This is a genomic window from Synechocystis sp. LKSZ1, from assembly GCF_040436315.1.
Lineage (GTDB): Bacteria > Cyanobacteriota > Cyanobacteriia > Cyanobacteriales > Microcystaceae > Synechocystis.
The window spans coordinates 1,079,797-1,101,506 of sequence record NZ_AP031572.1 but is presented as its reverse complement, the minus strand read 5'-3'; the positions used below and the strand labels follow the sequence as shown (position 1 = coordinate 1,101,506).

Sequence of the window (21,710 nt, the reverse complement as noted above, 5' to 3'; positions counted from 1 at the left end):
CATCAACTTAACGTTTAGGAATTTACCCATCATGACGCAACATCTTTTTGCAACTATCGTGACCCCGACTGCTGTTGCCGCTAATAATCGAGGTGAAGGAGATGGTAGTACCCTGTCCACTTTACAAAAAATTACCCGTGGCATTGACCAATACACAACAGTAAGTGCTGAGGCTATTCGTTGGGCCTATCGGGAATATTTTCAACAGCATCATGGCGATGAAACTAATCGCACTTTCAATCCAGACCAGGACAAATACGAATTTAAAACCGAAGTCTTCAATGCCGAAAAGTTTATTGATGACGACCTATTTGGCTATATGGACGCGAAAAAAGGTTCCGACAATAAAGATGCCACCACTAAACGACGGGGAGCTTTAGAAATTAGTCGGGCGATCAGTCTCGATCCCTACTGGGGTGATATAGCTTTTGGTTCTACGGGCGGGACAAAGGGTAAAACCTCAATTCACCAAACAGAAGTTCATTGCACAGCTTATCAATACACTTTAGCTGTTACCCCTTTTCACCTGAAAAAAATTGAGCGGGCTGAATATTTATTGGAAGCGATAGCTAGCCTTCGCCATGTGGGGGGTAATCATTCTCGATTCCTTTATGAATTTCGTCCTGAATCCATCGTGTTACGCATCACCGAAGATCCGAGTCCCTGGATTATGGGCTGTTTCGAGCGGATTGGAGATGGTGTCGGATGTTCTCGCTTAGTGCATTTAGTAGAGGTCGGAGATATTTCTGCTTCTGAGTTAATGGTCGGTGGAGAAATAACACGAACTCCCTACGGTGAGCAATTAAAAAAACTAGGAGTTAAGGTACAAGGAGGGGTTAAAGCGGCAATCGCCGAAGCAAAAGACTCCTTAAAAATTAAACTTTCTGCATAACCCAAGAGGTGAAAAATGCTAATTCAAAAAATCATTGACGAACTTAACGAAATTCCAGAAGAAAAATTGAATCAAGTTTATGAACTGATTCATTATTTCCAGTTAGGACTCAAACAGGCACAACAAAAGGATAATGCGATCAACTCCTCTATGATCTCGGAGAATCCAAATATTTCCTCCTGGTCTAGTGGTAATCCTCTAAAAAATAGCGTTATCAATGAAACCGATCTATTAAGTCCAATCGATGTTACTTGGAATGCTCAAGAATGATTATCTTAGATACCCATGCCTGGATCTGGTGGATGACAGAATCAACGGCCCTTTCACCCCAAGCCCTGGCAACGATTGAGCAACATTCGACGATTGGCGTACCAAGTATTTGTTGCTGGGAAGTGGCGATGTTAGTGGCAAAAAATCGTCTAACTCTCTCAATGGACGTTCAGGTTTGGTTGCGACTCTCCCTTGAGCATCCTAAGGTTCGGCTTTTGACCATTGGCCCTGAAATTGCAGTACTTTCTACTCGACTTCCTGGCAATTTTCATAATGATCCAGCCGATAGATTAATCGTTGCAACGGGTTTGTTTTATCAAGTTCCCTTAGTCTCGAAGGATTCTCTGATTCAGAAGTGGGGATATCTAGATATTATTTGGTGATTTTGATCTAGACAAACTATGAACACGTTTTATCTCGATTGTCCCTGTACGAGTTTTCCCCGTAGTTTTGCCAGAGACTACAAAGAAACCTATCTTTATCCGCCTCCTTCAACGGTCTATGGCTTTCTCCTGTCCTTAGTGGGAGAAGAAGACTTAACAACCCATTTAGGGGTAAAAATTGCTATCGGTTTAATTGGTAATCACCCTCCCATTTCCCGCATTGTCCGTAAACAACGCCATCACAAGTTTAGTAAGCAGAGATTGGGAACTTATCCTAGTAGTAAGTTTTCTAAGCCCAATTTTCAAGAGTTATTAACTGATCTCAAAATTGCTCTTGTCATTGATTCTTCAGGAGAAAAAGCTCAGGTGACGTTGGCTGAACGAGTGGCGATTGCTGTCTCTACACCCGACCAAATTAGCCGTTTTGGTGGATTATCTTTGGGAGAATCTTGGGCCATGGTGAACGGATTTCGACCCTATCGTGAGTCGGATGGGCCGATCCATTGGCTCGTGGTGGATAACCGGGGTTTGATTGCCTTGCCAGTCTGGATTGATCGAAAAACAACCCAGGGGACATTCCAGCGATTTACCCTGGAGAAAACGGGAGAATTTCGTCAGGAGGCCTGGGTTACAATAAAAGCGAATTATTAGTGTCGATCAAAGTAGAGCAATTCCCTTTTAAATGATGATGACGATTGCCGCATTAATCGAAGTTCTATCTCAATATGATCCGTCTTTACCTGTCGTCGTCCAGGGCTACGAAGGTGGCTATAACGATGTCTCTATTTTGGAAACCCTGGATATTCAATTTGATGTCAATACCGAGGACTACTATGGCGCTCACGGGGATGTCCGGGGCCAGCTTGACCCCACTAAACCCCTTAATTCTGTGCTTGTCTTAAAAGGCTTAAATCCTAATTGCGATAATCCTTAATACTCCATTCATTGATGCCGAAAGGCGTTGAGCACCAATCTGCTCCGGCTGTTGCTGTAGCCCTTCCTGCAATGTCCAAACCATAGATGCCGAAAGGCGTTGAGCACTAAGGAGACAAAAATTGACCCCCTTGTCTTGGTTGAGTGTCCAAACCTTAGATGCCGAAAGGTGTTGAGCACGAAACCTTAGAGGAAGCCAAGGCATTTATCGCCACGTGTCCAAACCTTAGATGCCGCAAGGCGTTGAGCACCCTGACGTTGTTATTAATCTGAATTTTGGCAGTTATGTATCCAAACCTTAGATGCCGAAAGGCGTTGAGCATATGCGGTCACGGTACTCTGTCTTTTCGATGACTTGGGTATCCAAACCTTAGATGTCGTAAGGCGTTGAGCACTTCACCTGCGAAAACACGGAAAAAGAAAAGTGGGTGTCCAAACCTTAGATGCCGACAGGCGTTGAGCACGTGCAAATTCTGCTAGACCGTCTCGATATTGAACAGGGTGTCCAAACCTTAGATGCCGTAAGGCGTTAAGCACAGAGGGAATGTCACCCTCCGATTGCTAGACGGAACATCATAATTAAACCATTGATGCTGTAAAGTGTTGAGCAAAATAGAAAGATATAAATCGGCTCGGGCCCGTAGAGAGTGTCTAAACCTTAGATGCCGAAAGGCGTTGAGCACCGTACCCCTCTCAACCTTGCCGCCTATGGACTCTATGTGTCCAAACCTTAGATGCCGAAAGGCGTTGAGCACATTCGCTGAAGCATTCCCTAGACGACATCCAAGAGGGTGTCCAAACCTTAGATGCCGAAAGGCGTTGAGCACGCTGAAGTAGAAATGATTTTGCAGGGCTACCAGAAAGTGTCCAAACCTTAGATGCCGAAAGGCGTTGAGCACGGGGCGAATCTGCTCAAGGCTATGACGAGGAACCAGGTGTCCAAACCTTAGATGCCGAAAGGCGTTGAGCACGTGTATTGGAACCTTCCACCAATACAATACTAGAAGGTGTCCAAACCTTAGATGCCGAAAGGCGTTGAGCACGTGTATTGGAACCTTCCACCAATACAATACTAGAAGGTGTCCAAACCTTAGATGCCGAAAGGCGTTGAGCACGAAGGGACACCTAACCCTAGAGTTCTCTAATTCATGTGTCCAAACCTTAGATGCCGAAAGGCGTTGAGCACTACAATCCACGCACCCGTGAACCCATTTCCGTGGGTGTCCAAACCTTAGATGCCGAAAGGCGTTGAGCACCCAATCTTGTAGCGGCTCCCGTCAGTCAGCAGGTAGTGTCCAAACCTTAGATGCCGAAAGGCGTTGAGCACTGATTATTCCTGGCTCAGCGGTCTTCCCCGGTAAATGTGTCCAAACCTTAGATGCCGAAAGGCGTTGAGCACAAAGATGAGCAGGGCCTTGAACTTTGCTATCGATGTGTCCAAACCTTAGATGCCGAAAGGCGTTGAGCACCGCCCTGGTACTAGGGCGATAGCTTCCTGTACTTCGTCGTGTCCAAACCTTAGATGCCGAAAGGCGTTGAGCACGTTCCGACCTTCTAGAGCGTGTTGGCCATCTGCGCAGTGTCCAAACCTTAGATGCCGAAAGGCGTTGAGCACGAATCAGCGGTAACAGCCGCGGCGGCGGACTTAAATGTGTCCAAACCTTAGATGCCGCAAGGCGTTGAGCACGTTTAACAGCCTGAACGTGAACGATGGGCTTGTAGTCAAGTGTCCAAACCTTAGATGCCGAAAGGCGTTGAGCACTCGGTGCGACGGTAGAGCGTTTTCTGCGCAAACGTGTGTCCAAACCTTAGATGCCGAAAGGCGTTGAGCACGCGATACATAATTACATCAGCGAGAATGGCAACATTGCGCCCCTAGCCTAGCATCCCCCAACCAGATTCAGGCATAATGAAGAACAATTAGTACTAGCCCCGGCCAGACCATGACTCAGTTTAGCTTTGAGCAATTTCAAGAGCAACTCCACCATTGTCTTCAGCGCTATCGTCAGCGGGTGGATTTTCTGGCAATTCGGCTGGAACAGTCGGACAGTACCCAGATTCTGCTCCGGGGCGACCGCCTGGAAACCTTGAGTGAGAGCCTGGCCATCGGGGGCCAGATCCGGGCCTGTCATCGGGGCGGCTGGGGCTTTGCCACCTTTAATCACCTGGGCCAATTGTCGGAACGAATGGAAGCGGCGATTACCAGTGCGAAGTGGGTGGGAGAAGAAGAAACCCAACTGGCTCCGGTTGACCCCATCCAAGCGGTCTGCCATCAAGTTTCCTCGGAGCGTGATCCCCGCCAGATTGCTCTCGTGGAAAAAAAGGCCCTCTGTGACCACTACAATGATCTCCTCCGCCAGACTAGTGACAAAATTACCACCACCAGTGTCCGCTACAACGACAGTCATCAGCGCATTCTCCTGGCAACGTCGGAAGGAACCTGGATTGATCAGGCCTGGTGCGATCTAGAAATGCGCTTTTCGGCCACGGCCCGCGAGGGAAGTCAGGTACAGACGGGCCGAGAAACCACCGGCTCCCGCCGCGGCTTTGCCGATCTGTTGAATCTCGACAAAGCGGTTCAATCAGCGGCCCAACGGGCTGTGACGGCTCTCAGTCTCCCGACGGTCAAGGGTAAAAGCTATACCGTGGTGATCGACCCCATTTTGACGGGATTGTTTGTCCATGAGGCCTTTGGTCATTTGTCCGAGGCAGATATGCTCTACGAAAATCCTGACCTGTTGGAAGTGATGAGTCTCGGCAAACGCTTTGGCCCCCCCGAGCTACAGATCCTAGACGGGGCGGCGCCCCCTGGCCACCGGGGTAGCTACGCCTACGATGATGAAGGTGTGCCTGCGACGACGACCCCCCTGATCCAAGATGGAATTTTGGTGGGCCGGCTTCATTCCCGTGAAACCGCCGGAAAATTAGGCGAAAAACCGACGGGCAATGCTCGCTGTCTTAATTACCATTACCCTCCCATTGTCCGCATGACCAATACCTGGATTGAGCGGGGAACCACCCCAGTACCGGATTTATTCCAGGGGATACCAGAAGGGGTCTATGCCCGTAATTGGCTGGGGGGGATGACCAACGGTGAAATGTTTACCTTTACCGCCGGCGAGGCCTGGATGATTCGCAACGGCCAACTAGCGGAACCGGTCAAGGATGTCACCCTATCTGGCAATGTCTTCAAGACCCTCGCCAACATCGAGGCCCTGGGGGATGACTTTTACTGGGATGAATCGGGGGGCTGTGGCAAAGGGGGCCAGAGTGGCCTGCCCGTCGGCTGTGGCGGCCCCAGTCTGCGAATTCGGGATGTGGTGGTGGGAGGTGATGTTTGAGCAAGGGGAAGCAAACTACAATCAAGATGTTTGATTTTCGGGTCTAGGGACGGGATAAGGGTTTATGTTAGGTCTTTTGCTCTTTTTAATCTATTTTTCGGTTGTTAGTATTGCTTTTTTTGTCAATCAGAAGTGGTGGGTTCGCATCGAAACCCAATCTCCGGCCTGTATCTATTATTTTGGCCCCTTTGATTCTAGCGTTGAAGCCGAGGCCCATTCTCCGGTTTATCTCCATGACCTAGAACTGGAAGGAGCGCAGGGAATTCGTTCTGTAATCGAGCGTTGCTGTCCTCGCCGCTTGACCATTAGCCAGGAAGATTAACAAACTCTCCAAGTCCGCGATGTTACTGGTATTTTTGAACGATTGCCGCCAAAATTAATGCCTTCCAAAGATACATTATTTGCCCTTTCTCTATTTCCCTACTTGGGATTTTTGTGGTTTATCCATCGCTCTGGCCAGACGCCCCGCTTGGCCCTGATCGGCTTTTACTTTTTGTTGGTTTTTGTGGCCGTGACCATTCCTGCGGGCATTTATGCCAAGGTACAGTACGGGGAGGCCCTGGCCAATGTGGACTGGCTCCATGGTAGCGCCGAGTCGTTGCTGACCCTGACCAATATTTTGATTGTTCTCGGTTTTAATCAGGCCATTGCGGAGCATCACTCCCAGAAAAAACCATGATTCGGTTAGAGACCTTGTCGTTGTTGACCCGTGATGGCGTGAAGCTCGATGCTGATATTTACCGGCCCGACAGCGACGAAAAACTACCGATCCTGTTGATGCGCCAACCCTACGGCCGCAAAATTGCCTCCACGGTGGTCTATGCCCATCCCCGCTGGTATGCTTCCCAGGGCTATATTGTGGTGATTCAAGACGTCCGGGGCCGGGGAACCTCTGAGGGGAACTTTCGCCTTTTTGCCCACGAAGTTGAGGATGGGGAAGATACCTTGGCCTGGCTGGCAAATCTACCGGGTAGTACCGGGGAAGTGGGGATGTACGGTTTTTCCTACCAAGGCATGACGCAACTCTACGCCAGTGCCAGTCTCGCGCCGAACCTCAAGGCCCTCTGTCCCGCCATGATCGCCTGGGATCTCTACCGCGACTGGGCTACAGAAAATAGGGCCTTTTGTTTACAGATGAACCTGGGCTGGGCCGTACAATTAGCGGCGGCTTCGGCCCAACGTCGGGGAGATGTCTTTGCCTTTCAGGAACTGTATCAACGGTCGCGGCAACTGAGTTTTACCGATGCCCGCCCGGCCAACCCAGAATGGTTTCATCGCTTAGCGTCAGACTCTTTTTACCACGATTGGCTACGCTATCCAGCTGACCACGATTATTGGCGGAATCTATCACCCGAATTTCTCTGTGAATCCGTTGACTTGCCCATGCTCCACATTGGTGGTTGGTTTGACCCCCATCTGCGGGGCAATCTGGCCTGTTTCCAGGCCATGAGTCAGAGAACCTCACCGCAAAGATTGGTGATTGGCCCCTGGGGCCATCTCCCCTGGGGGCGAAAAAGTGGGGGAATTGATTATGGCCCCCAGGCGGTGAGCAAGATTGATGAACTGCAAATTGCCTGGTTTAACGCCATCCTCAAGGGCCAGGACAATGGCCTTTTGGCTGAACCGCCGGTTCAAGTATTTGAACTAGGCCGTCACCGCTGGCTAACCCGAGCTGATTTTCCGACTTCAACGGGAGAAAATTGGTATTTAAACAGTACGGGGTTGGCCAGTATCCAGGAAACCGCCGGCCAGTTTGGCCCTGAGCCACCGCTCCAACCCAATGTGGATACTTTAGTCCATGACCCTTGGCGGCCCGTGCCTTCTGTGGCTGGCCATGCTGGTTTTCCGTCAGGCCAGGCGGAGCGTTCAGCCTTGGATGCTCGGGCAGATGTTTTGACCTATACTTCGGCCCCCCTCAGTGAGCCTTTGGCTTTACTCGGCATTCCCGAAGTTTGTCTTGAGGTTACTAGCGATACCCCCAGCTTTGACCTCAGCGTAGTTTTAGCGGAAGTGCGACCTGATGGCAGCGTCTATAACCTAAGTCAAGGTTACGGACGCTTTGAGCGTATTCCCCAGCAACGGGTTCATTTTTCTCTCCAGGCCCTGGCCGCTTGCATTCCCTCCGGCCATTGCTTACGCCTGAGTATAGGTGGGGCCAGTTTTCCCGCCTACGACGTTAATCCCGGTACGGGCAAGTCCTCTGCCGAGGCAGAATTGATCGACCAGCAGGTAATGACCCTCACCCTGGCCCTGGGGAACAGCTACTGCCGTTTGCCAATTGGCCCTGGAGATTAGCGGACAAATAGCGGCATGATTTCGGCGGCGGTGAACAGGCCATAAATGCCGCGACGGTGGAGTTGTTGGCCAGCCTTGAGATAGCCGAAGGCCGGGCCACAGACGTTGGCCGCCATGCTCGTTTCATCCCCGAGGGTGAAGGTATGGGTCGAAATTTTGCCCTCGAAGGTGCGTCCGGTAATTTGCACGTTAGTACTCAAGGGCTTTTTGGGGTTACGGGTATCCACCACGCCCCCAACGGTTACTTGGTCACGATGACAAATGCCGGCTAATTCCAGCATAATATCGTCGGCATGTTCCATATTTTCCAGGGACAGAATGCCGTTGGTTTTATCTAAAAGTGCGGCTACCTCTTCATCACTAATGGCCCTGGCCTTTTCCACATCAAAGCCAGGCATGTGGGCAATATCTTCCCGAATCGTGGCTCGATAGGCCTCCCAGTTAGCAATGCCGACCCCAAAGGTGATTTTGACCTGATGAATTTCACTGTAACTTTGGGCCGCGAGGGCGGCGGCGGCAGTTAACAGTCCGGGGGTTGCCCCACAGCCCGTCAGATAGGTAATGCCCGCTTCCGCTAATTCCGATTGCAGGGCCAGGAGTTGTTCGACGGCACTGGTTCGTTTCAGGGCATCGACGAGAACCCCCCGCCAGCCGGAACGGATAAAGTCCCGAGCCACATCTGCCATAAAGGTATTGGGTAGGTTGGGCAGGGCCAAAAAATAACCATCTACCTGCGCTTTTTGAACGAGGTCAGTAATGCTGGTGTCACTGAGGTGGCCTTGGCCGGTAACGTGGCCCACGGAGCCGTGCTGGTGGTAGGTGGCAATGGCTTGATTAGGGTCGAGGCCCTGGGGGTCGTAGAGAAAACCCTGGTGGTCTGCGGCGGCGACCCAGGTCATTTCCTGTTTAGGGGCCAAAATTCTTGCGGCGGCTTGACCCAGGCCACCAAAACCCAAAATACCAACGTTGATGGGGGATTGACTAACCGTCATACCTATCGATTCCCTTCTGTAGTGCTTCTCAATCTTTTCTATTATCAACGCTTTGGGACTGGCCCTGCGAAAAAGTTCCCCAGTCAACACCGCTGGTGAAGGTCTTCCCAGTCCTCTGCTAGGATCAACAAAGCCCTTCATCCTGAGTGACCGTGTCTCCAGTTTCCTCCCATCCCCTCGTCGAAGATTTTTTGCGTCGGTACCTCCTCGGTGAGCGAGATTTTCCCGGTCTGAATCTCCGGGGTTGTGACCTCATTCAAGTCGTCTTACCCGGCATTAATCTCACGCAGGCTGATTTTCGCCAGGCTCGTCTCGGCAAAAGTGATCTGCACCAGGCCCAGTTATTGGGGGCCAATTTGAGTGAGGCGTTATTGTGGGGAACGGATTTACGAGGGGCAAACTTAATGTTGGCCTGTTTGCGCGACGCCGATCTCAGTGGTGCGCTTCTGCAGGGGGCGAATTTGAGTCAGGCCTATCTCTGCAAAGCCACCTTGAGCGGTGCCCATCTCCAGGGCGCCAATCTTGAACAGGCCCTGTTAATTGACGCGGATCTGCGGCCCACGGGGGAACAACGAACCAATCTGGCCCAGGCGAACTTGCAAGGGGCCGATTTGAGCTACGCTAACCTGGGTCAGGCCTGTCTAGTACAGGCTAATTTAGCGGGAAGCAAACTCTGTCGAGCAACGTTTCAGACTGGTAATCCGCCCACTTGGCCCACAGACTTAAGCGGGGCCAATCTCCAGAATGCCGATCTCAGTTATGCCGATTTCACTGGCGCCATTCTCACCGGCGCCGATCTACGGGGGGCCGACCTCACGGGAACCTTGTTGGCCCAGGCCGATCTCAGGGAGGCCCTGCTACCGTCCAACTTCCAGCCCTAGATATTGCATTCCATTAAACGCGAAAAGAAGAACGTCACCATCTTGAGGCCGTAGGGAGATCGCCACCAAATCGCGGGAAAGCAGCCCCTAGGGGCCTGGAGCGAAAAGTCCCAGTTATCGTAGTTGGGAAATTGCAGTTCCCCTTCCACCAGCCAGCCAACGGTCTGGGCAAACTTCCCCATCACCTTACGGTCTTGAGTCCGCAGGGTATCGATACTGCCTCCGCCCTGTTGATAGATTTCCAGCTGGATACTGAAGCCAAACCGTTCTTCGCTATAGGTACGCCAGAGCCGGTCAATCACGGTCAGAGTAGTACAAGGAAACTTGGCGATAATTTCGGGACTGAGTTCATCTCGGCCCATGGCCGCCGTGTCCAGAATAATCTGGGTAGTTTCCAGGTCGGCTTCCTTCAATTGTCCCTGTTTGAGTAGGTCTTGCAGTTTGCCGTAACGATCAATATCAGGAATTAGCAAAAGTTTGTTTTCTAGATGGGTAACGCGCTGGCTGAGGGCCGTGACCTGTTCCATTAAAGTAGTCAATTGATGACTCAGGGCTTCGGTGGGGTCAGTGACTGGCGTTGGTAAATCAGACATGGGGGGAGATAAACCTGCAAATTTTCCCCTATCTTACGCGCAAAGGTTGCTCGGCCGATGGTCTGACCGGTGGTGACAGCATCTTTCCACCCCTGAGCTAGACTTGATCGGGGGCCAAGTATTCGGATTGTCCATTGTCCCTGTATCTGATGGAGTTACTGCGATGGGTTACGAACCAATGCACCACAAATATCGCCCCCAGACCTTCGCTGACCTCGTGGGGCAGGAAGCCATTGCCACAACGCTAAGCAATGCCATTGTGCAGGAACGCATCGCCCCCGCCTACCTCTTTACGGGGCCGCGGGGAACGGGCAAAACCTCTTCGGCTCGCATTTTAGCTAAATCCCTGAATTGTATTGCCGGGGAAAACCCCACCCCCAGTCCCTGTGGCCAGTGCGCAATTTGCCAGGCCATTATCAAGGGATCGGCGCTGGATGTGATTGAAATTGATGCGGCCAGCAACACCGGCGTAGATAACATCCGGGAGATCATTGAACGGGCCCAGTTTGCACCAGTACAGTGTCGCTATAAGATTTATGTTATTGATGAATGTTTAGTTGGTAGTAGCCTCGTCCAGACATCGCGGGGTTTAATGCGTATTGACAATCCTGATTTATTGGGCAAAAAAGTCTTAAGTTATAACGAAACAACAAATTCATGGGAGTACAAAAAAGTGACTCGCTGGCTCGAGCGAGGGCAGAAAAAAACACTGTTAATACACACCAAACAAGGGACAATTCAATGTACACCAAATCATCTTATTAGGACAGAAAAAGGATGGATATCAGCAGAAAATCTAACAGCCGGGATGAAGATCTTATCCCCTGTGAGTGTGGATGCGGAACCCTTATCAAAAAATACGGAACAGATCATCGCCGCCGCCGCTTTGTACGAGGACACCAATTCAAAGGGAATAAATTCGGACAAAAAGATTACGATCTTGCCTCCATTTTGGTCCAAGCAGAACCTCTCCGGCCATTCTGTGCCTGCGGCTGTGGTCAGAAATTGGCAGTCCCAGAATTCATGCAAAAAAAAGGCTTTGGTCTTCAGGGGATCCAATCCTATTGGCAAAAGCATCCTTACCAAAAAGGCCATGGAATATGGGATCTCCGAACCCAAAAACTCCTGGGAACATTGGAAGCTCTATCCTCCGAAAAATTGGGACTTATCTATGGAACTCTGCTCGGGGATGCCCACATTACCAAACCAAATCCCTACAGTCGCTTCCCCCGTCTGGGATGGACTCACGGTGAATCTCAGCGAGAATGGGCAGAATATAAAGCAAAGCAACTACCCGAACTTCAAATCCAAATTAATCGTCGAGTCAATCAAGGATACGGAAATTATTCCATCGTATGTCACTCCATCTGTCATCCCCAGCTATGTGATATCTTTGAAACCGTTAGACCTAACCATCAGGCTAAAGCTATTTCTTCTAACTGGTTGGAAAAAGTTACCAGTGAAGGAATCGCCTGGTGGTATTTGGATGATGGTTCTCTTATCCTTAGTCCTCAAGGAAGTCCTCATATTCAATTTCATACTGAAGGATACTCCGAATCAGAAAATCAGCTTTTGGCCGATTGGCTTACCTCCCACGGATACCTGGCTGAAGTCAGAAAATATAAAAAGTCTAACACTAAAAAAATTTACTACTACTTATCCCTTAAAGCAAAAAGCACCCGAAAATTCCTTAACGATTTTAAACAATACTCAATCCCTACCATGGACTACAAATTTGGTAACGGTCGAGTCTGTAACCCTCGCTGGCATTGAAGCTGTTTATGACCTTGAAGTAGAAGATAATCACAATTTTGTTGCCAATGGTCTTCTAGTTCATAACTGCCATATGTTAAGTGCGGCTGCGTTCAATGCCCTACTCAAGACCCTAGAAGAACCTCCAGAACGAGTAGTCTTTGTATTAGCCACAACCGATCCCCAGCGAGTTCTACCCACAATTATTTCCCGCTGTCAACGCTTCGACTATCGCCGTATTCCCCTTGCGTCTATGGTGGCCCACCTCACCCATATTGCCCAGGCAGAGGCCATTGCCTTGAAACCCGAAGCTCTGACCCTGGTGGCCCAGTTGGCCAATGGGGGCCTGCGGGATGCAGAAAGTCTCCTCGACCAACTTAGTTTACTGCCGGGCCCGGTAACCCCGGAACAGGTCTGGGATTTAGTGGGAACGGTGCCAGAGCAAGACCTCTTGAAACTGCTCCAGGCCATTGCCGCTGATAATCCTGAACAGCTTTTGGATATCGGTCGTCAGATCCTGAACCGGGGCCGGGAACCCTTGGTCGTCCTGCAAAACCTAGCTAGCTTTTACCTGAACCTGCTGATTGCCCGCACGGCCCCCCAGCGCACAGACCTCGTAGCAGTGACGGCCTCGACCTGGCAAGCCTTGGTTCAGCTTGCCCAGTCTTGGCCAATTAACACCATTCTTCAGGGCCAACAATGCCTGCGAGAAGCCGAAGTCCAACTCCGCAACACCACCCAACCCCAGCTTTGGCTAGAGGTAACGCTTTTGGGCCTGCTTCCCTCCGCAGTTGGCAATGCCCCTGCCGTATCAACCGCCTCTGCCGTTGCCCCCTCGCCAATGCCAGTGAGTCCACCACCATCGCCTCCAGTGATTCCAGAACCCGCTTCCCCGGAGGAGTCGGTGGCCGCCGTCCCATCGCCCTCAACCCCAACCCCACTACCTTCCCCAGCAACCACGGATCTGGCTCAAGTTTGGCAAGACTGTTTGCCCTATTTGTCCCCAGCGGCCCAGGCCCTCCTAAAGGTACACGGCAGTCTTGTCCACTTAGATACCTCCCTGGCCCAGATCGGTATGCGGAGCGACCCGCTCTTGAGAATGGCCCAACAGCACCAAGCGGATGTTGAAGTGGCCCTGCGGCGGATTTGCCAACGACCACTCCAGGTTAAATTTATTCTCCAAATGGCAATGGCCCCGGCGGTCAATCCTTCCCAACCCGTGGCGAAGCCAGAGTCCCCCCAGCTGGTTCCCGTGCCCTCGCCACCGCCCCCTCCTAAAGTCCAGGCCCTGCCCACTCCCAAGCCGTCTGTTTCTACCCCAGCCCCTGTCCCCCCAACGGTCAATCCTCCCTCGTCCCCCTCTCCAGAGACCGAAACCGTCAGTCAGCCTCAAGACCTTCATAAGGCCATGGAGCGGTTAGCCAAAAACTTTGAGGGCCAGTGGATCCGGGCCGAAGACTCAGACCCGACACCTCCGAGCGAGGAGCATAAACCTATGATTACGGGTCGCCCTCTGCCACCGACACTCGCAACCGATGATGAAGATATTCCTTTCTAGGGTCATAATCAACGAACAAGGGCCTGCTCGACGTGCTGGAGCACACGGGAGTCGGACACCATCCAACTATGGATGGGAACGGGAATCTGGATTTCCTGGCCTAGGCCGAGACGGGAACTTTCGGGCGGCAAGATCATCAGGTCGTAGGGTGTCCACAACACGGTAACGTCGAGATTAGCCAAGCTATGTTGGGAATCCTGATTGAGGTCTTGCAAAAATCGACTGCCCGGCCGCATTTGCCAGACACCGGCCCGGGGGAGGCCAAACCCCAACCAGGTGCCTTGATTAGGGGCCGAGATGCTAATGTAGCGTTGGACTTGTTGATGGCCCTGGAGACGTTGGAGGTAATAGCGCGTGACCAGGCCTCCCATGCTAAAGCCCAGAAGATCGATTTTTTGTTGGTGGGAAAAGTTTGCTTGGACGTAATCTGCAACTTGATGAGCCAATTGATCGAGGGGCGCCGTCCCATTATTGGGCCTTAAATTGAGGCGATGGACTTCCCAACCTCGTTGTTGGAGGTAGACGGCCATGGCCCTAAACTTAGCCATCGTATCATAGATGCCATGTACTAATAAAACGGGATTGCGGGACAGGGCCATGGTGAGCATCAAGAACGAAAAGTTGGACTATTTGCCACCGTAGAAAAAGGCAATTTCTTTATCTTTGAGGGGAGCAAAACCCGCATCAAGCAACTGTTGGTTGAGCTCAGTTTGGGGAATATGCTTGGCACCAATCCGCACAATGCGGGAACGCATAGTATTACTCACGCCACTCCGTTGGCGTTGGGCCTCCAGGGCCATAACCCGCTGGTACAATTCCAATTTAGCGGCGGGAATCGGCGAACCATCGAAGTCAATGCCGGCGGCAATGGCTTCATCAATGGCATCGGCCCCGGTGGTTTTTGTCGTAGTGGTATCCGACATAGACTATATCTCCCTCAAGTGAATCAACTAGGAGCATTCTAGCGGGTTTAAGGGAGCTAGCATTACGGAATCTCCCGTCATTGGCAGGCGTCAGTCGGGAGAAACGACGACGAGAATTGGACAGGATACAATTACTTAGTAAGGGAAGGAGTAACCTACAATCAAAATAGCCGAAAACCCTTGGCCCCGCTTTGATTTTGTTCCCTAACCCTGTCTTGTGTGCTCCGCCCTCATTTTTAAGCTAATCCGGGGAACTGAACCTGCTATCTTTACGGACAGGGGAGGGCATGGTTTGGTATAGACCCTTCACGACAGTAAGCGCGCCCATACTTAACGGTTACTTGCCAATGACTAATACGCCCACCGTCCGCCATATCTTGGTAATTGAAGACCAGAAGTCTCGTCGTATCGTTACCCTGGAAGAAAATACCTACGATATTGGACGAGATCCCAGTAGCGCCATTATTCTCTACGACCGTCAAGTCTCCCGTCACCACGCCACCCTACTGCGGATTAACGACTACCAAAACCAACACTATACTTATCGCATTATCGACGGCAACCTCCAGGGAAAACGCAGTACTAACGGCGTCATGGTGAATGGCCAATACTGTCTCTCCCACGAATTAAAAAACGGTGACCAGATTACCTTTGGCAGTAAATCACGGGTCAACTACCAGATTGTTGAAGTTGATGCGGAATCCAGCGGCGCTCCCTCTGATAGCCTATCACCGGCCCCGGCGCTCTTTTCCCCCAGTCCCCTTGCCCAACGCCCGGAACAGTTTGACCGGGAAGACTTTGACCCCGAGGTTCCCCTCAGCGAAGAGGCCGTTTTTTCCACAGCTATTCTGTTTGCCTCAGAAATTGAAGAGGCTTTGGCAGAGCAGAAACAACCAACCCAGCAGGACAATCGCCTGTTTACCCTGGCAGAACTCAGTCCCCAGGCCATTGTGGAAATTACCCAGGAGGGGCATCTCCTCTATGCCAATCCCGCCACCCATCGCTTCTTTCCGGATCTCCAGACCCTACAGGAAAATCATCCCTTTTTCGCGGGCCTGTTTCAATTAACTCCGGGTATTAGTGGTCTGGCCCTGGAGCGGGAACTGAACTACGGGGGTCAGGCCTTTAGTCAACAAGTTTATGTCTTTCCCGAAAAACATTTAATTCGCTGTTATTGTGGCGAAATTACGGCCCAACGTCGCCTGGAAAACAACTATGTGGAACTGCAACAACGTCATCATCTTTACCGCCAGTTAACCACTGATGGCTTTGTCATCGTGGATGCCCATAGCAAGCAAGTTCTAGAGGCCAATCCCACCTATCAGCATCTACTGGGTTACAACGAAACAGAAATCCTGGATCTGAATCTTTATCAATTGATGGGAACCAGTCCTGAGCAATTGGATCCCATTCTCAGGCCCCTACAAAGCCAAGACATGATTCTGCTGGAAGAATCCCAACACCAACGGCGGGATGGCAGTTTTATCCGGGTCGGGGCCAAAATCCATCGCCAAACCTGGGGAGACCATCTCGTTTACTGCTTCATTGTGCGGGATCTGCGGGAGCAACAGGCCATTGAAGACCAACTCCAACACCAGCGGCTAGCAGATCCGGTGACTCTCCTTCCCAATCGTCTCTACCTAGAACAGCAACTGGAAAAACGTCTCCAACCGTCCCCCGAAAAATCGTTAGGGGTTCTGTTTATCCACCTCAATGCCTTTGCCCGCCTGAGCCAGAGTTATGGTTATCGCCTAGGAGATGAATTGCTGAAAGCTGTGGGCCAGGCCCTCCAACAAGGCCTTGCCGGGGAACAGACTATGGGCTATTGGGGCGATGCTACCTTTGGTATTCTATTACCCCAGCTTAAACAGGTCGAGGACTTGAGTACCTTTGCCGAGCGGCTGCTGGAACGTTTTCGTCAACCGGTAACAGTAGCCGGCCAAGACTTCCTCCTTAGTAGTACTATCGGTATTGCCGTCTATCCTGACGATGGCACCACCGTCCCGGAACTGTTCAACCATGCGGACATCGCCTTGCACCAGCTCCGCCAAGAGGGACATAATCAGTACCAGTTTTATAATACTCGCTTTAGCACCGAGGCCCGTTTCCAGATCCGTCTAGAGCAACTTTTAGAACAAGCGATTGCTAAGAAGCAATTCCACCTGCGTTATCAACCCCAGCTTGACCTCCAGACAGGAGCGGTCACCGGCCTGGAGGCCTTTCTGCGCTGGGAACATCCGGAAGTGGGCGACATTGCTCCCAATAAAATTATTCCCCTGGCGGCCCAGAGTAACCTGATTTTTGAGATTAGCGATTGGGTCTTGCGTCAGGCCTGTCAGCATAATCTGGCCTGGCAAAAGGATCGACTGCCGCCGGTGCCCGTGAGTGTTAACCTCTGTCGTCAAGAATTTTACCGCCAAGAGTTGGCCACCGTCGTTGCCAAAATCCTGAACCAAACCGGCCTAGACCCCCGTTGGTTAGAACTTGAAATTACCGAGGCCGTTCTGCGCCATGACCCCCCCTCCGCTAAGAAAACCCTCCGGGATCTTCGTAATCTAGGGGTACGCATTGCCCTGGATGATTTTGGCACCGGGGCCTCTAGCCTGGGCTTTATTACCCAGTTCGACTTGCAAACCGTCAAGCTAGACCAACAGTTAATCCGCAATATGCGGGGCCTACCCCAGGAAAAGGCCCTAATTGCGGCCATTGTTGCCCTGGGCAAAGGTTTTCAGTGTCGGGTTATCGCGGAGGGCCTGGAAGGGGAAACCCAGTTACAACTCCTACAACAACTCCATTGCCCGGAAGCCCAGGGCTATTGGTTTAGTCCTCCCCTCAAGGCCAAGGATGTCACTCTCTTTCTTCAGCAACGACTCCGGGCCTAGGGTCACAGCCAGGGTTTAAGGGTGTGCCAGGCCCCCCAAAGATTACCCTGCATTAATTTGGCAATACCCAATAGGAGATTGATTTCTCGATTATTGGGAGCCAGGGCCAAGGCAGGGGCCAAGGCCTGTTCTGCGGGACGACCTTGCCAATCGTAGAGATAGACAAAGGCCAGGTAGGCGTGAGCGTAGGGATTCTGGCCATCTAACTGCACTAGGGATTGCAGGGCCGCAATGGCCGTTGGGGGATTCTGCTGGAGGACACGGGAGAGAACCAAAGCATAGGTGAGGGCAACGGGATCGGGGGGATTCTGACTCAGTCGATAGCTCAGACTGGCATCCGCCTGTTTTAAATAATCCTGAGTCGGGTCGTAGAGGTTCAGGCGGTCAATTTGCTGAAAAATCGGGTCGAGGCCCGGAATCCCCCTGGCTAAATCAGGAGCTAAGGTACGGAGTTGAGTGACGTAATCAAGGGGAGGAGCGGCCAGGGCCTTGGCCCCAGGGTCTAGGCGGACGGTGGTGGCCGGAAACGCCATGGGGGTCGCTTGGCCGGTGCGACGGTCTAGGTATTCCACCCGCAGACGATAGGTACCCGCCGGTAAGGTGGCCGGGGGAAGCATGGCAGTATGCTCTAAAATTTGCAGGCCTTGGGTCGGTTGCTCGGGGGGAAGTAGTTGCCCCAGACCCACCGCATGATCGCCAAACCAAGCTTGGCTAGGATCAGTGATATTTTGCCAAGTAATCAGTACCAGGCCTTGATTGAGGTCTTGCCAGGCCCCGGCCCATTGGTAGGTTACCGGCAGGGGTTGGCCGGGGGGAGCAACGGCGGAAATCTCTAGATGCTCTAGGCGCAGGGCCGGAACAGGGTCTGCTAGGGGAGTAATGGCGACAGAGGGATGAACCCGTTGATATAGATCTAGAGTAAGATCCGCACGACCAGGACTCGACCAATGGTGAAAGGTTTTAAAAAAAGGATTTTGGGGCAGGGCCTGGGCCACATCGAGTTGGGCCGCTTGGGCAAAACCGTTATCCCCCTGTTTGGTTAAGAACCAATCAAAATTGGCTTGATCCTGTTGGATCTGCTCTGGGCGACTTCCTAATTCCCGTCCAAAGAGTCGGAAAGAATCTAGGGCCCCAAAATAATTAAGGGTGTTGGGATTAAAACTGTCCGTATTAGGAATCACCCCTAGATTAATGCGTTGGTAGGGATTAGCCGTGGTGGCCTGATGGACAATATCCACCAAAAGGCTTGGTTGGGGGGGGATCTGGGCCAAATGGGGCCGAAAAAAGACGGCAGGATTGAGGGTTCGACTCAGGGCCTCTGTGCCGGGAATGGCAAAGAGATTGGTCTGCATCACCAAGATGCCGACTCCCAAGGTGGCCCAAGGCACCCAACGCCAGCGGCCCCGCCAGCGCGTCAGGCCAACCGCCAGGAACAGGGCTAGGCCGGGTAAATAGGGCAGGATGTAACGACTATCCTTGTTGTAGAGAGCCGAGCAAACCAAGTAGGTACCCCCCACATAGAGACCCAGCCAGAGCAGGCCGGGTAAGACTTGTTTGAGGGATAAATCGTTGGTTTTCTGGGGAAACCGGCCCAGCAGGTGCAACAACAGGCCCACTAGGGGCACGATCAACCAGACCCAGGTTACTGCCAAGGGTAAATCGTTCCAGTAATAGACCCAGGCCGCCCAGGAGTTAATGGGGGGATCTCCTTCCAAACTAGCGGGGATGGCATTGGAATTTTGGGCCGTACTGAAGAGATAAATCCAATTAGTGCGATACCAGGGAAACCACAGCAGAGCCGAGAACAAAAAAGCACACCCCAATTGCAGAATTCTGAGCCAGGCTCGGTGCCACAAATAATAAATACTTAATCCCAAAATGGGAAAAAATAAATAAAATAAAATGCTTTGTTTCGTGAAGAGGCCGAGGCCTAGACAGAGGCCAAAAGCCAGGCTCCAGAACCATTGTTTTCTCAGACTTTTCTGGCCCTGCCAGAGGGTCAAACAGGCAAAGCTGGCTACAGCAAAGGTTAACAACGGCGTGTCGAGGAGGTACAACAGCCGCGTTTGATAAATGCGAGGCAAAAGGACGGTAATCGCCGCCGCCCACAGGCCAATCCGGCGGTTAAACAACTGTTGGCCAATTAAGTACACCGACACAATGAGCAAGCCGCTGTATAGCCAATTCGTTAAGAGGACAACACCATCACCGTTCCAGACAGGAGCCGCCTGGCCCGTTCCCCAAATCCTCTGGAAGGGAACCGTCATCAGATAGGTCAAGGGGGGATACTTGGGGGAAAGCATCCAGAATTGTCGCCACCAATCACCGTTGAAAAAGTCTGGGCTTTGCAGGGCCTGGAGATAGGTCAGGGCATAGCTGAGGTGATTGCTTTGGTCCCAGGCGGGTATGGAGTGGTCGAGGGCCAACCAAAGACGGTCATTCAGGTTACTCAACAGCCAAATCGCGCCGAGAATCCAGCCCGGCGAAAGCTTGCGTTCGATCATGGAGGGCAAGGCCAAGGAATTTGGCCTAGAGTAGCATCTGAAGAAAATCCGTGGGAATGATCAGCAAAGTAATTTCTAAGTCTAAGATAGGGCCAATCTCATCTGCTGACCCCCAGAAGATCATGTCCCCAAGTACGCCCCCAGCCCCTCCCCTGGTTTCTCTGCAAGACCCTAAAGATGTTTCTCTGGACGTTATCGAAAAAGAGCTGGCCCAGATTTGGAGCACCTACGGCAATAATGAAGATGGCCTAGCGGCAGTACGGGCCACCACCTTTAGTTTTGTGGTCTATGAACCCGACGCCATTCAATCTCTACTCGCGGCCCTTGGCTTTTACACGGGCCCCATTGACGGTATTGCCGGCCCCCGCATGACCGCCGCTATTAAATCGGCCCAAAAACAGTACGACTTGCCCGTGACGGGCCAATCCAATCCTGAATTTGTCCAACGGGTGCAAGAGGAATTTAAACAAGCCCAGGCTCAGGGAACCCTGACTACGGCGGCCCAACGCCTGGCCCAACCCTACTCCCCCGATCTAGAGGGCAGTGGCGTGGCGGATGCCATTGCTGCTTCCAATCCCTGCCGGATTATTACCCTCTGCCCCACCCCGGAGGCCGACGAAGGCGTCCAGGCCCAGGTGGCGGCCTACTGTCCCATCCAGAAACGCCATCACAATGCCCTAGTCTGCTGTGAGTACATCACCCTCAAGGGCACCTACAATGCCCTTGAGCGCGTTGGCGGCATTATCACCGAACTGATGATCCCGGAACTGCCCAAATTTGTCTGGTGGAAGGCTAGTCCCGAAACCGAGTATGGCTTGTTCCAGCGTCTAGCGAGCTTGGCTAATACGATTATTGTGGATTCCAGTACCTTCACCAATCCCGAATTGGATCTGTGGCAGACCAGTCGCCTGCTCCAGCACCAGACCAATATTGCTGACCTCAATTGGGGTCGTTTGGCCCCCTGGCAGGAACTCACCGCCGAGGCCTTTGATTCTCCTGAGCGTCGTCGCGCGGTGGGAGAAATTGACCAGGTCGCCATTGATTACGAGAAAGGTAATCATACCCAGGCCCTGATGTTTTTGGGGTGGATTGCCAGTCGTCTGCAATGGCAACCCATCCAGTATCGCCATGAACCGGGGGATTACGATATTCGCCGGGTGCAATTCCTTTGTCCAAGTCAGCGGATTGTCGAAACAGAACTGGCTGGTTTACCCGTAGCCGATACCGGCAAAGTGCTGGGAGATTTAATCAGTTTGAAACTTGGCTCCACCAATGCCCAGGCGGATTGTGGAACTGTCCTCTGCTCCGGCACCATGGGCTGTATGCGAATGGAAGCGGGCGGCGGGGCCCAAAATTACCGCATTCAACAAGTGACTGACCTGGGAGACCAAGGCACTGAACAACTTCTGGGCCGACAACTCCAGCGTTGGGGACAGGATGTCCTCTACGGAGAGAGTATGGCCATCGTCTACGACATTTTGAAATTGGCCCAGACGCCCTAGAAGATGGAG

The 21,710-nt window shown here is 51.9% G+C and carries 18 protein-coding genes, 1 pseudogene and 1 CRISPR repeat array; of the genes and pseudogenes, 14 read left to right on the top strand and 5 right to left on the bottom strand.

Annotated features, from left to right (window positions below; translation table 11 throughout):
* Positions 1–31 precede the first annotated feature (31 nt).
* From cas7i to ABXS88_RS05230, 9 genes are all read left to right on the top strand, one after another.
* Complete coding sequence (cas7i, locus tag ABXS88_RS05270) at positions 32–892, top strand: type I-B CRISPR-associated protein Cas7/Cst2/DevR (RefSeq protein WP_353674132.1); 861 nt, start codon at positions 32–34, stop codon at positions 890–892.
* A 15-nt stretch (positions 893–907) separates the two neighbouring features.
* Positions 908–1,162, top strand: coding sequence for a hypothetical protein (locus tag ABXS88_RS05265; protein WP_353674131.1), 255 nt, complete (start codon positions 908–910; stop codon positions 1,160–1,162).
* On the top strand, positions 1,159–1,545 hold the full coding sequence (locus ABXS88_RS05260) for a type II toxin-antitoxin system VapC family toxin (protein ID WP_353674130.1): 387 nt from the start codon (positions 1,159–1,161) through the stop codon (positions 1,543–1,545). The genes ABXS88_RS05265 and ABXS88_RS05260 overlap by 4 nt, the downstream gene beginning before the upstream one ends.
* 18 nt (positions 1,546–1,563) lie before the next feature.
* Positions 1,564–2,196 (top strand): CRISPR-associated protein Cas5, encoded by a 633-nt coding sequence (cas5, locus tag ABXS88_RS05255; RefSeq protein WP_353674129.1) that lies wholly within the window; start codon positions 1,564–1,566, stop codon positions 2,194–2,196.
* Positions 2,197–2,227: 31 nt separating this feature from the next.
* On the top strand, positions 2,228–2,479 hold the full coding sequence (locus ABXS88_RS05250) for a hypothetical protein (protein ID WP_353674128.1): 252 nt from the start codon (positions 2,228–2,230) through the stop codon (positions 2,477–2,479).
* A 574-nt stretch (positions 2,480–3,053) separates the two neighbouring features.
* A CRISPR array of direct repeats spans positions 3,054–4,311; the repeat unit is 36 nt; unit sequence GTGTCCAAACCTTAGATGCCGAAAGGCGTTGAGCAC.
* Between the two features lie 110 nt (positions 4,312–4,421).
* Positions 4,422–5,819 carry a TldD/PmbA family protein gene (locus ABXS88_RS05245; protein WP_353674127.1) on the top strand — a complete coding sequence of 466 codons (1,398 nt, stop codon included), beginning with the start codon at positions 4,422–4,424 and terminating at the stop codon, positions 5,817–5,819.
* Between the two features lie 64 nt (positions 5,820–5,883).
* A complete protein-coding gene (locus ABXS88_RS05240; protein WP_353674126.1) occupies positions 5,884–6,141 on the top strand; it encodes a DUF1816 domain-containing protein in 258 nt (85 codons plus the stop codon).
* Positions 6,142–6,198: 57 nt separating this feature from the next.
* A complete protein-coding gene (locus tag ABXS88_RS05235) occupies positions 6,199–6,498 on the top strand; it encodes a DUF3593 domain-containing protein (protein ID WP_353674125.1) in 300 nt (99 codons plus the stop codon).
* Positions 6,495–8,114 carry a CocE/NonD family hydrolase gene (locus ABXS88_RS05230; protein ID WP_353674124.1) on the top strand — a complete coding sequence of 540 codons (1,620 nt, stop codon included), beginning with the start codon at positions 6,495–6,497 and terminating at the stop codon, positions 8,112–8,114. The genes ABXS88_RS05235 and ABXS88_RS05230 overlap by 4 nt, the downstream gene beginning before the upstream one ends.
* Here the strand turns inward: ABXS88_RS05230 and ABXS88_RS05225 are convergent.
* Positions 8,111–9,106 (bottom strand): saccharopine dehydrogenase-like oxidoreductase, encoded by a 996-nt coding sequence (locus tag ABXS88_RS05225; RefSeq protein ID WP_353674123.1) that lies wholly within the window; start codon positions 9,104–9,106, stop codon positions 8,111–8,113. The two genes, ABXS88_RS05230 and ABXS88_RS05225, sit on opposite strands and share 4 nt — an antisense overlap.
* A gap of 152 nt (positions 9,107–9,258) precedes the next feature.
* Here ABXS88_RS05225 and ABXS88_RS05220 point away from each other — a divergent pair, with 152 nt between their 5' ends.
* Positions 9,259–9,987 carry a pentapeptide repeat-containing protein gene (locus ABXS88_RS05220; protein WP_353674122.1) on the top strand — a complete coding sequence of 243 codons (729 nt, stop codon included), beginning with the start codon at positions 9,259–9,261 and terminating at the stop codon, positions 9,985–9,987.
* Here the strand turns inward: ABXS88_RS05220 and ABXS88_RS05215 are convergent.
* Positions 9,984–10,580, bottom strand: a complete 597-nt coding sequence (locus tag ABXS88_RS05215; protein ID WP_353674121.1) for a GUN4 domain-containing protein — start codon at positions 10,578–10,580, stop codon at positions 9,984–9,986. The two genes, ABXS88_RS05220 and ABXS88_RS05215, sit on opposite strands and share 4 nt — an antisense overlap.
* A 163-nt stretch (positions 10,581–10,743) precedes the next feature.
* Here ABXS88_RS05215 and ABXS88_RS05210 point away from each other — a divergent pair.
* Positions 10,744–12,360 (top strand): annotated as a pseudogene (locus ABXS88_RS05210) (intein-containing DNA polymerase III subunit gamma/tau); the annotation flags it as partial.
* Positions 12,349–13,890: a DNA polymerase III subunit gamma/tau gene (locus tag ABXS88_RS05205; protein ID WP_353674782.1), complete on the top strand. Its 1,542-nt coding sequence runs from the start codon at positions 12,349–12,351 to the stop codon at positions 13,888–13,890. The pseudogene ABXS88_RS05210 and the gene ABXS88_RS05205, both read left to right, overlap by 12 nt.
* Before the next feature lie 8 nt (positions 13,891–13,898).
* Here the strand turns inward: ABXS88_RS05205 and ABXS88_RS05200 are convergent, their stop codons facing one another.
* Together ABXS88_RS05200 and ABXS88_RS05195 are read right to left on the bottom strand one after the other, a co-directional pair.
* Positions 13,899–14,489 (bottom strand): alpha/beta fold hydrolase, encoded by a 591-nt coding sequence (locus ABXS88_RS05200; protein WP_353674120.1) that lies wholly within the window; start codon positions 14,487–14,489, stop codon positions 13,899–13,901.
* 27 nt (positions 14,490–14,516) lie between these two features.
* Positions 14,517–14,813 carry a DUF4090 family protein gene (locus tag ABXS88_RS05195; protein ID WP_353674119.1) on the bottom strand — a complete coding sequence of 99 codons (297 nt, stop codon included), beginning with the start codon at positions 14,811–14,813 and terminating at the stop codon, positions 14,517–14,519.
* A gap of 347 nt (positions 14,814–15,160) precedes the next feature.
* Between ABXS88_RS05195 and ABXS88_RS05190 the strand changes: the two genes are divergently transcribed.
* Positions 15,161–17,695 (top strand): EAL domain-containing protein, encoded by a 2,535-nt coding sequence (locus ABXS88_RS05190; protein WP_353674118.1) that lies wholly within the window; start codon positions 15,161–15,163, stop codon positions 17,693–17,695.
* 2 nt (positions 17,696–17,697) lie between these two features.
* Here ABXS88_RS05190 and ABXS88_RS05185 read toward each other — a convergent pair whose 3' ends face one another.
* Positions 17,698–20,214 (bottom strand): phospholipid carrier-dependent glycosyltransferase, encoded by a 2,517-nt coding sequence (locus ABXS88_RS05185; protein WP_353674117.1) that lies wholly within the window; start codon positions 20,212–20,214, stop codon positions 17,698–17,700.
* Positions 20,215–20,321: 107 nt separating this feature from the next.
* On the opposite strand from ABXS88_RS05185, the gene opcA reads away from it, so the two are divergent.
* A complete protein-coding gene (gene opcA, locus ABXS88_RS05180) occupies positions 20,322–21,701 on the top strand; it encodes a glucose-6-phosphate dehydrogenase assembly protein OpcA (RefSeq protein ID WP_353674116.1) in 1,380 nt (459 codons plus the stop codon).
* Positions 21,702–21,710 lie beyond the last annotated feature (9 nt).

Bases quoted from the DNA above. Each gene is read 5' to 3' on its own strand.
- ABXS88_RS05245 (WP_353674127.1), top strand. From the start codon at position 4,422: ATGACTCAGTTTAGCTTTGAGCAATTTCAAGAGCAACTCCACCATTGT.
- opcA (WP_353674116.1), top strand. From the start codon at position 20,322: ATGTCCCCAAGTACGCCCCCAGCCCCTCCCCTGGTTTCTCTGCAAGAC.
- ABXS88_RS05265 (WP_353674131.1), top strand. From the start codon at position 908: ATGCTAATTCAAAAAATCATTGACGAACTTAACGAAATTCCAGAAGAA.
- ABXS88_RS05260 (WP_353674130.1), top strand. From the start codon at position 1,159: ATGATTATCTTAGATACCCATGCCTGGATCTGGTGGATGACAGAATCA.
- ABXS88_RS05190 (WP_353674118.1), top strand. From the start codon at position 15,161: ATGACTAATACGCCCACCGTCCGCCATATCTTGGTAATTGAAGACCAG.
- ABXS88_RS05250 (WP_353674128.1), top strand. From the start codon at position 2,228: ATGATGATGACGATTGCCGCATTAATCGAAGTTCTATCTCAATATGAT.
- cas5 (WP_353674129.1), top strand. From the start codon at position 1,564: ATGAACACGTTTTATCTCGATTGTCCCTGTACGAGTTTTCCCCGTAGT.
- ABXS88_RS05215 (WP_353674121.1), bottom strand. From the start codon at position 10,580: ATGTCTGATTTACCAACGCCAGTCACTGACCCCACCGAAGCCCTGAGT.
- ABXS88_RS05200 (WP_353674120.1), bottom strand. From the start codon at position 14,489: ATGGCCCTGTCCCGCAATCCCGTTTTATTAGTACATGGCATCTATGAT.
- ABXS88_RS05230 (WP_353674124.1), top strand. From the start codon at position 6,495: ATGATTCGGTTAGAGACCTTGTCGTTGTTGACCCGTGATGGCGTGAAG.
- ABXS88_RS05225 (WP_353674123.1), bottom strand. From the start codon at position 9,106: ATGACGGTTAGTCAATCCCCCATCAACGTTGGTATTTTGGGTTTTGGT.
- cas7i (WP_353674132.1), top strand. From the start codon at position 32: ATGACGCAACATCTTTTTGCAACTATCGTGACCCCGACTGCTGTTGCC.
- ABXS88_RS05240 (WP_353674126.1), top strand. From the start codon at position 5,884: ATGTTAGGTCTTTTGCTCTTTTTAATCTATTTTTCGGTTGTTAGTATT.
- ABXS88_RS05195 (WP_353674119.1), bottom strand. From the start codon at position 14,813: ATGTCGGATACCACTACGACAAAAACCACCGGGGCCGATGCCATTGAT.
- ABXS88_RS05235 (WP_353674125.1), top strand. From the start codon at position 6,199: ATGCCTTCCAAAGATACATTATTTGCCCTTTCTCTATTTCCCTACTTG.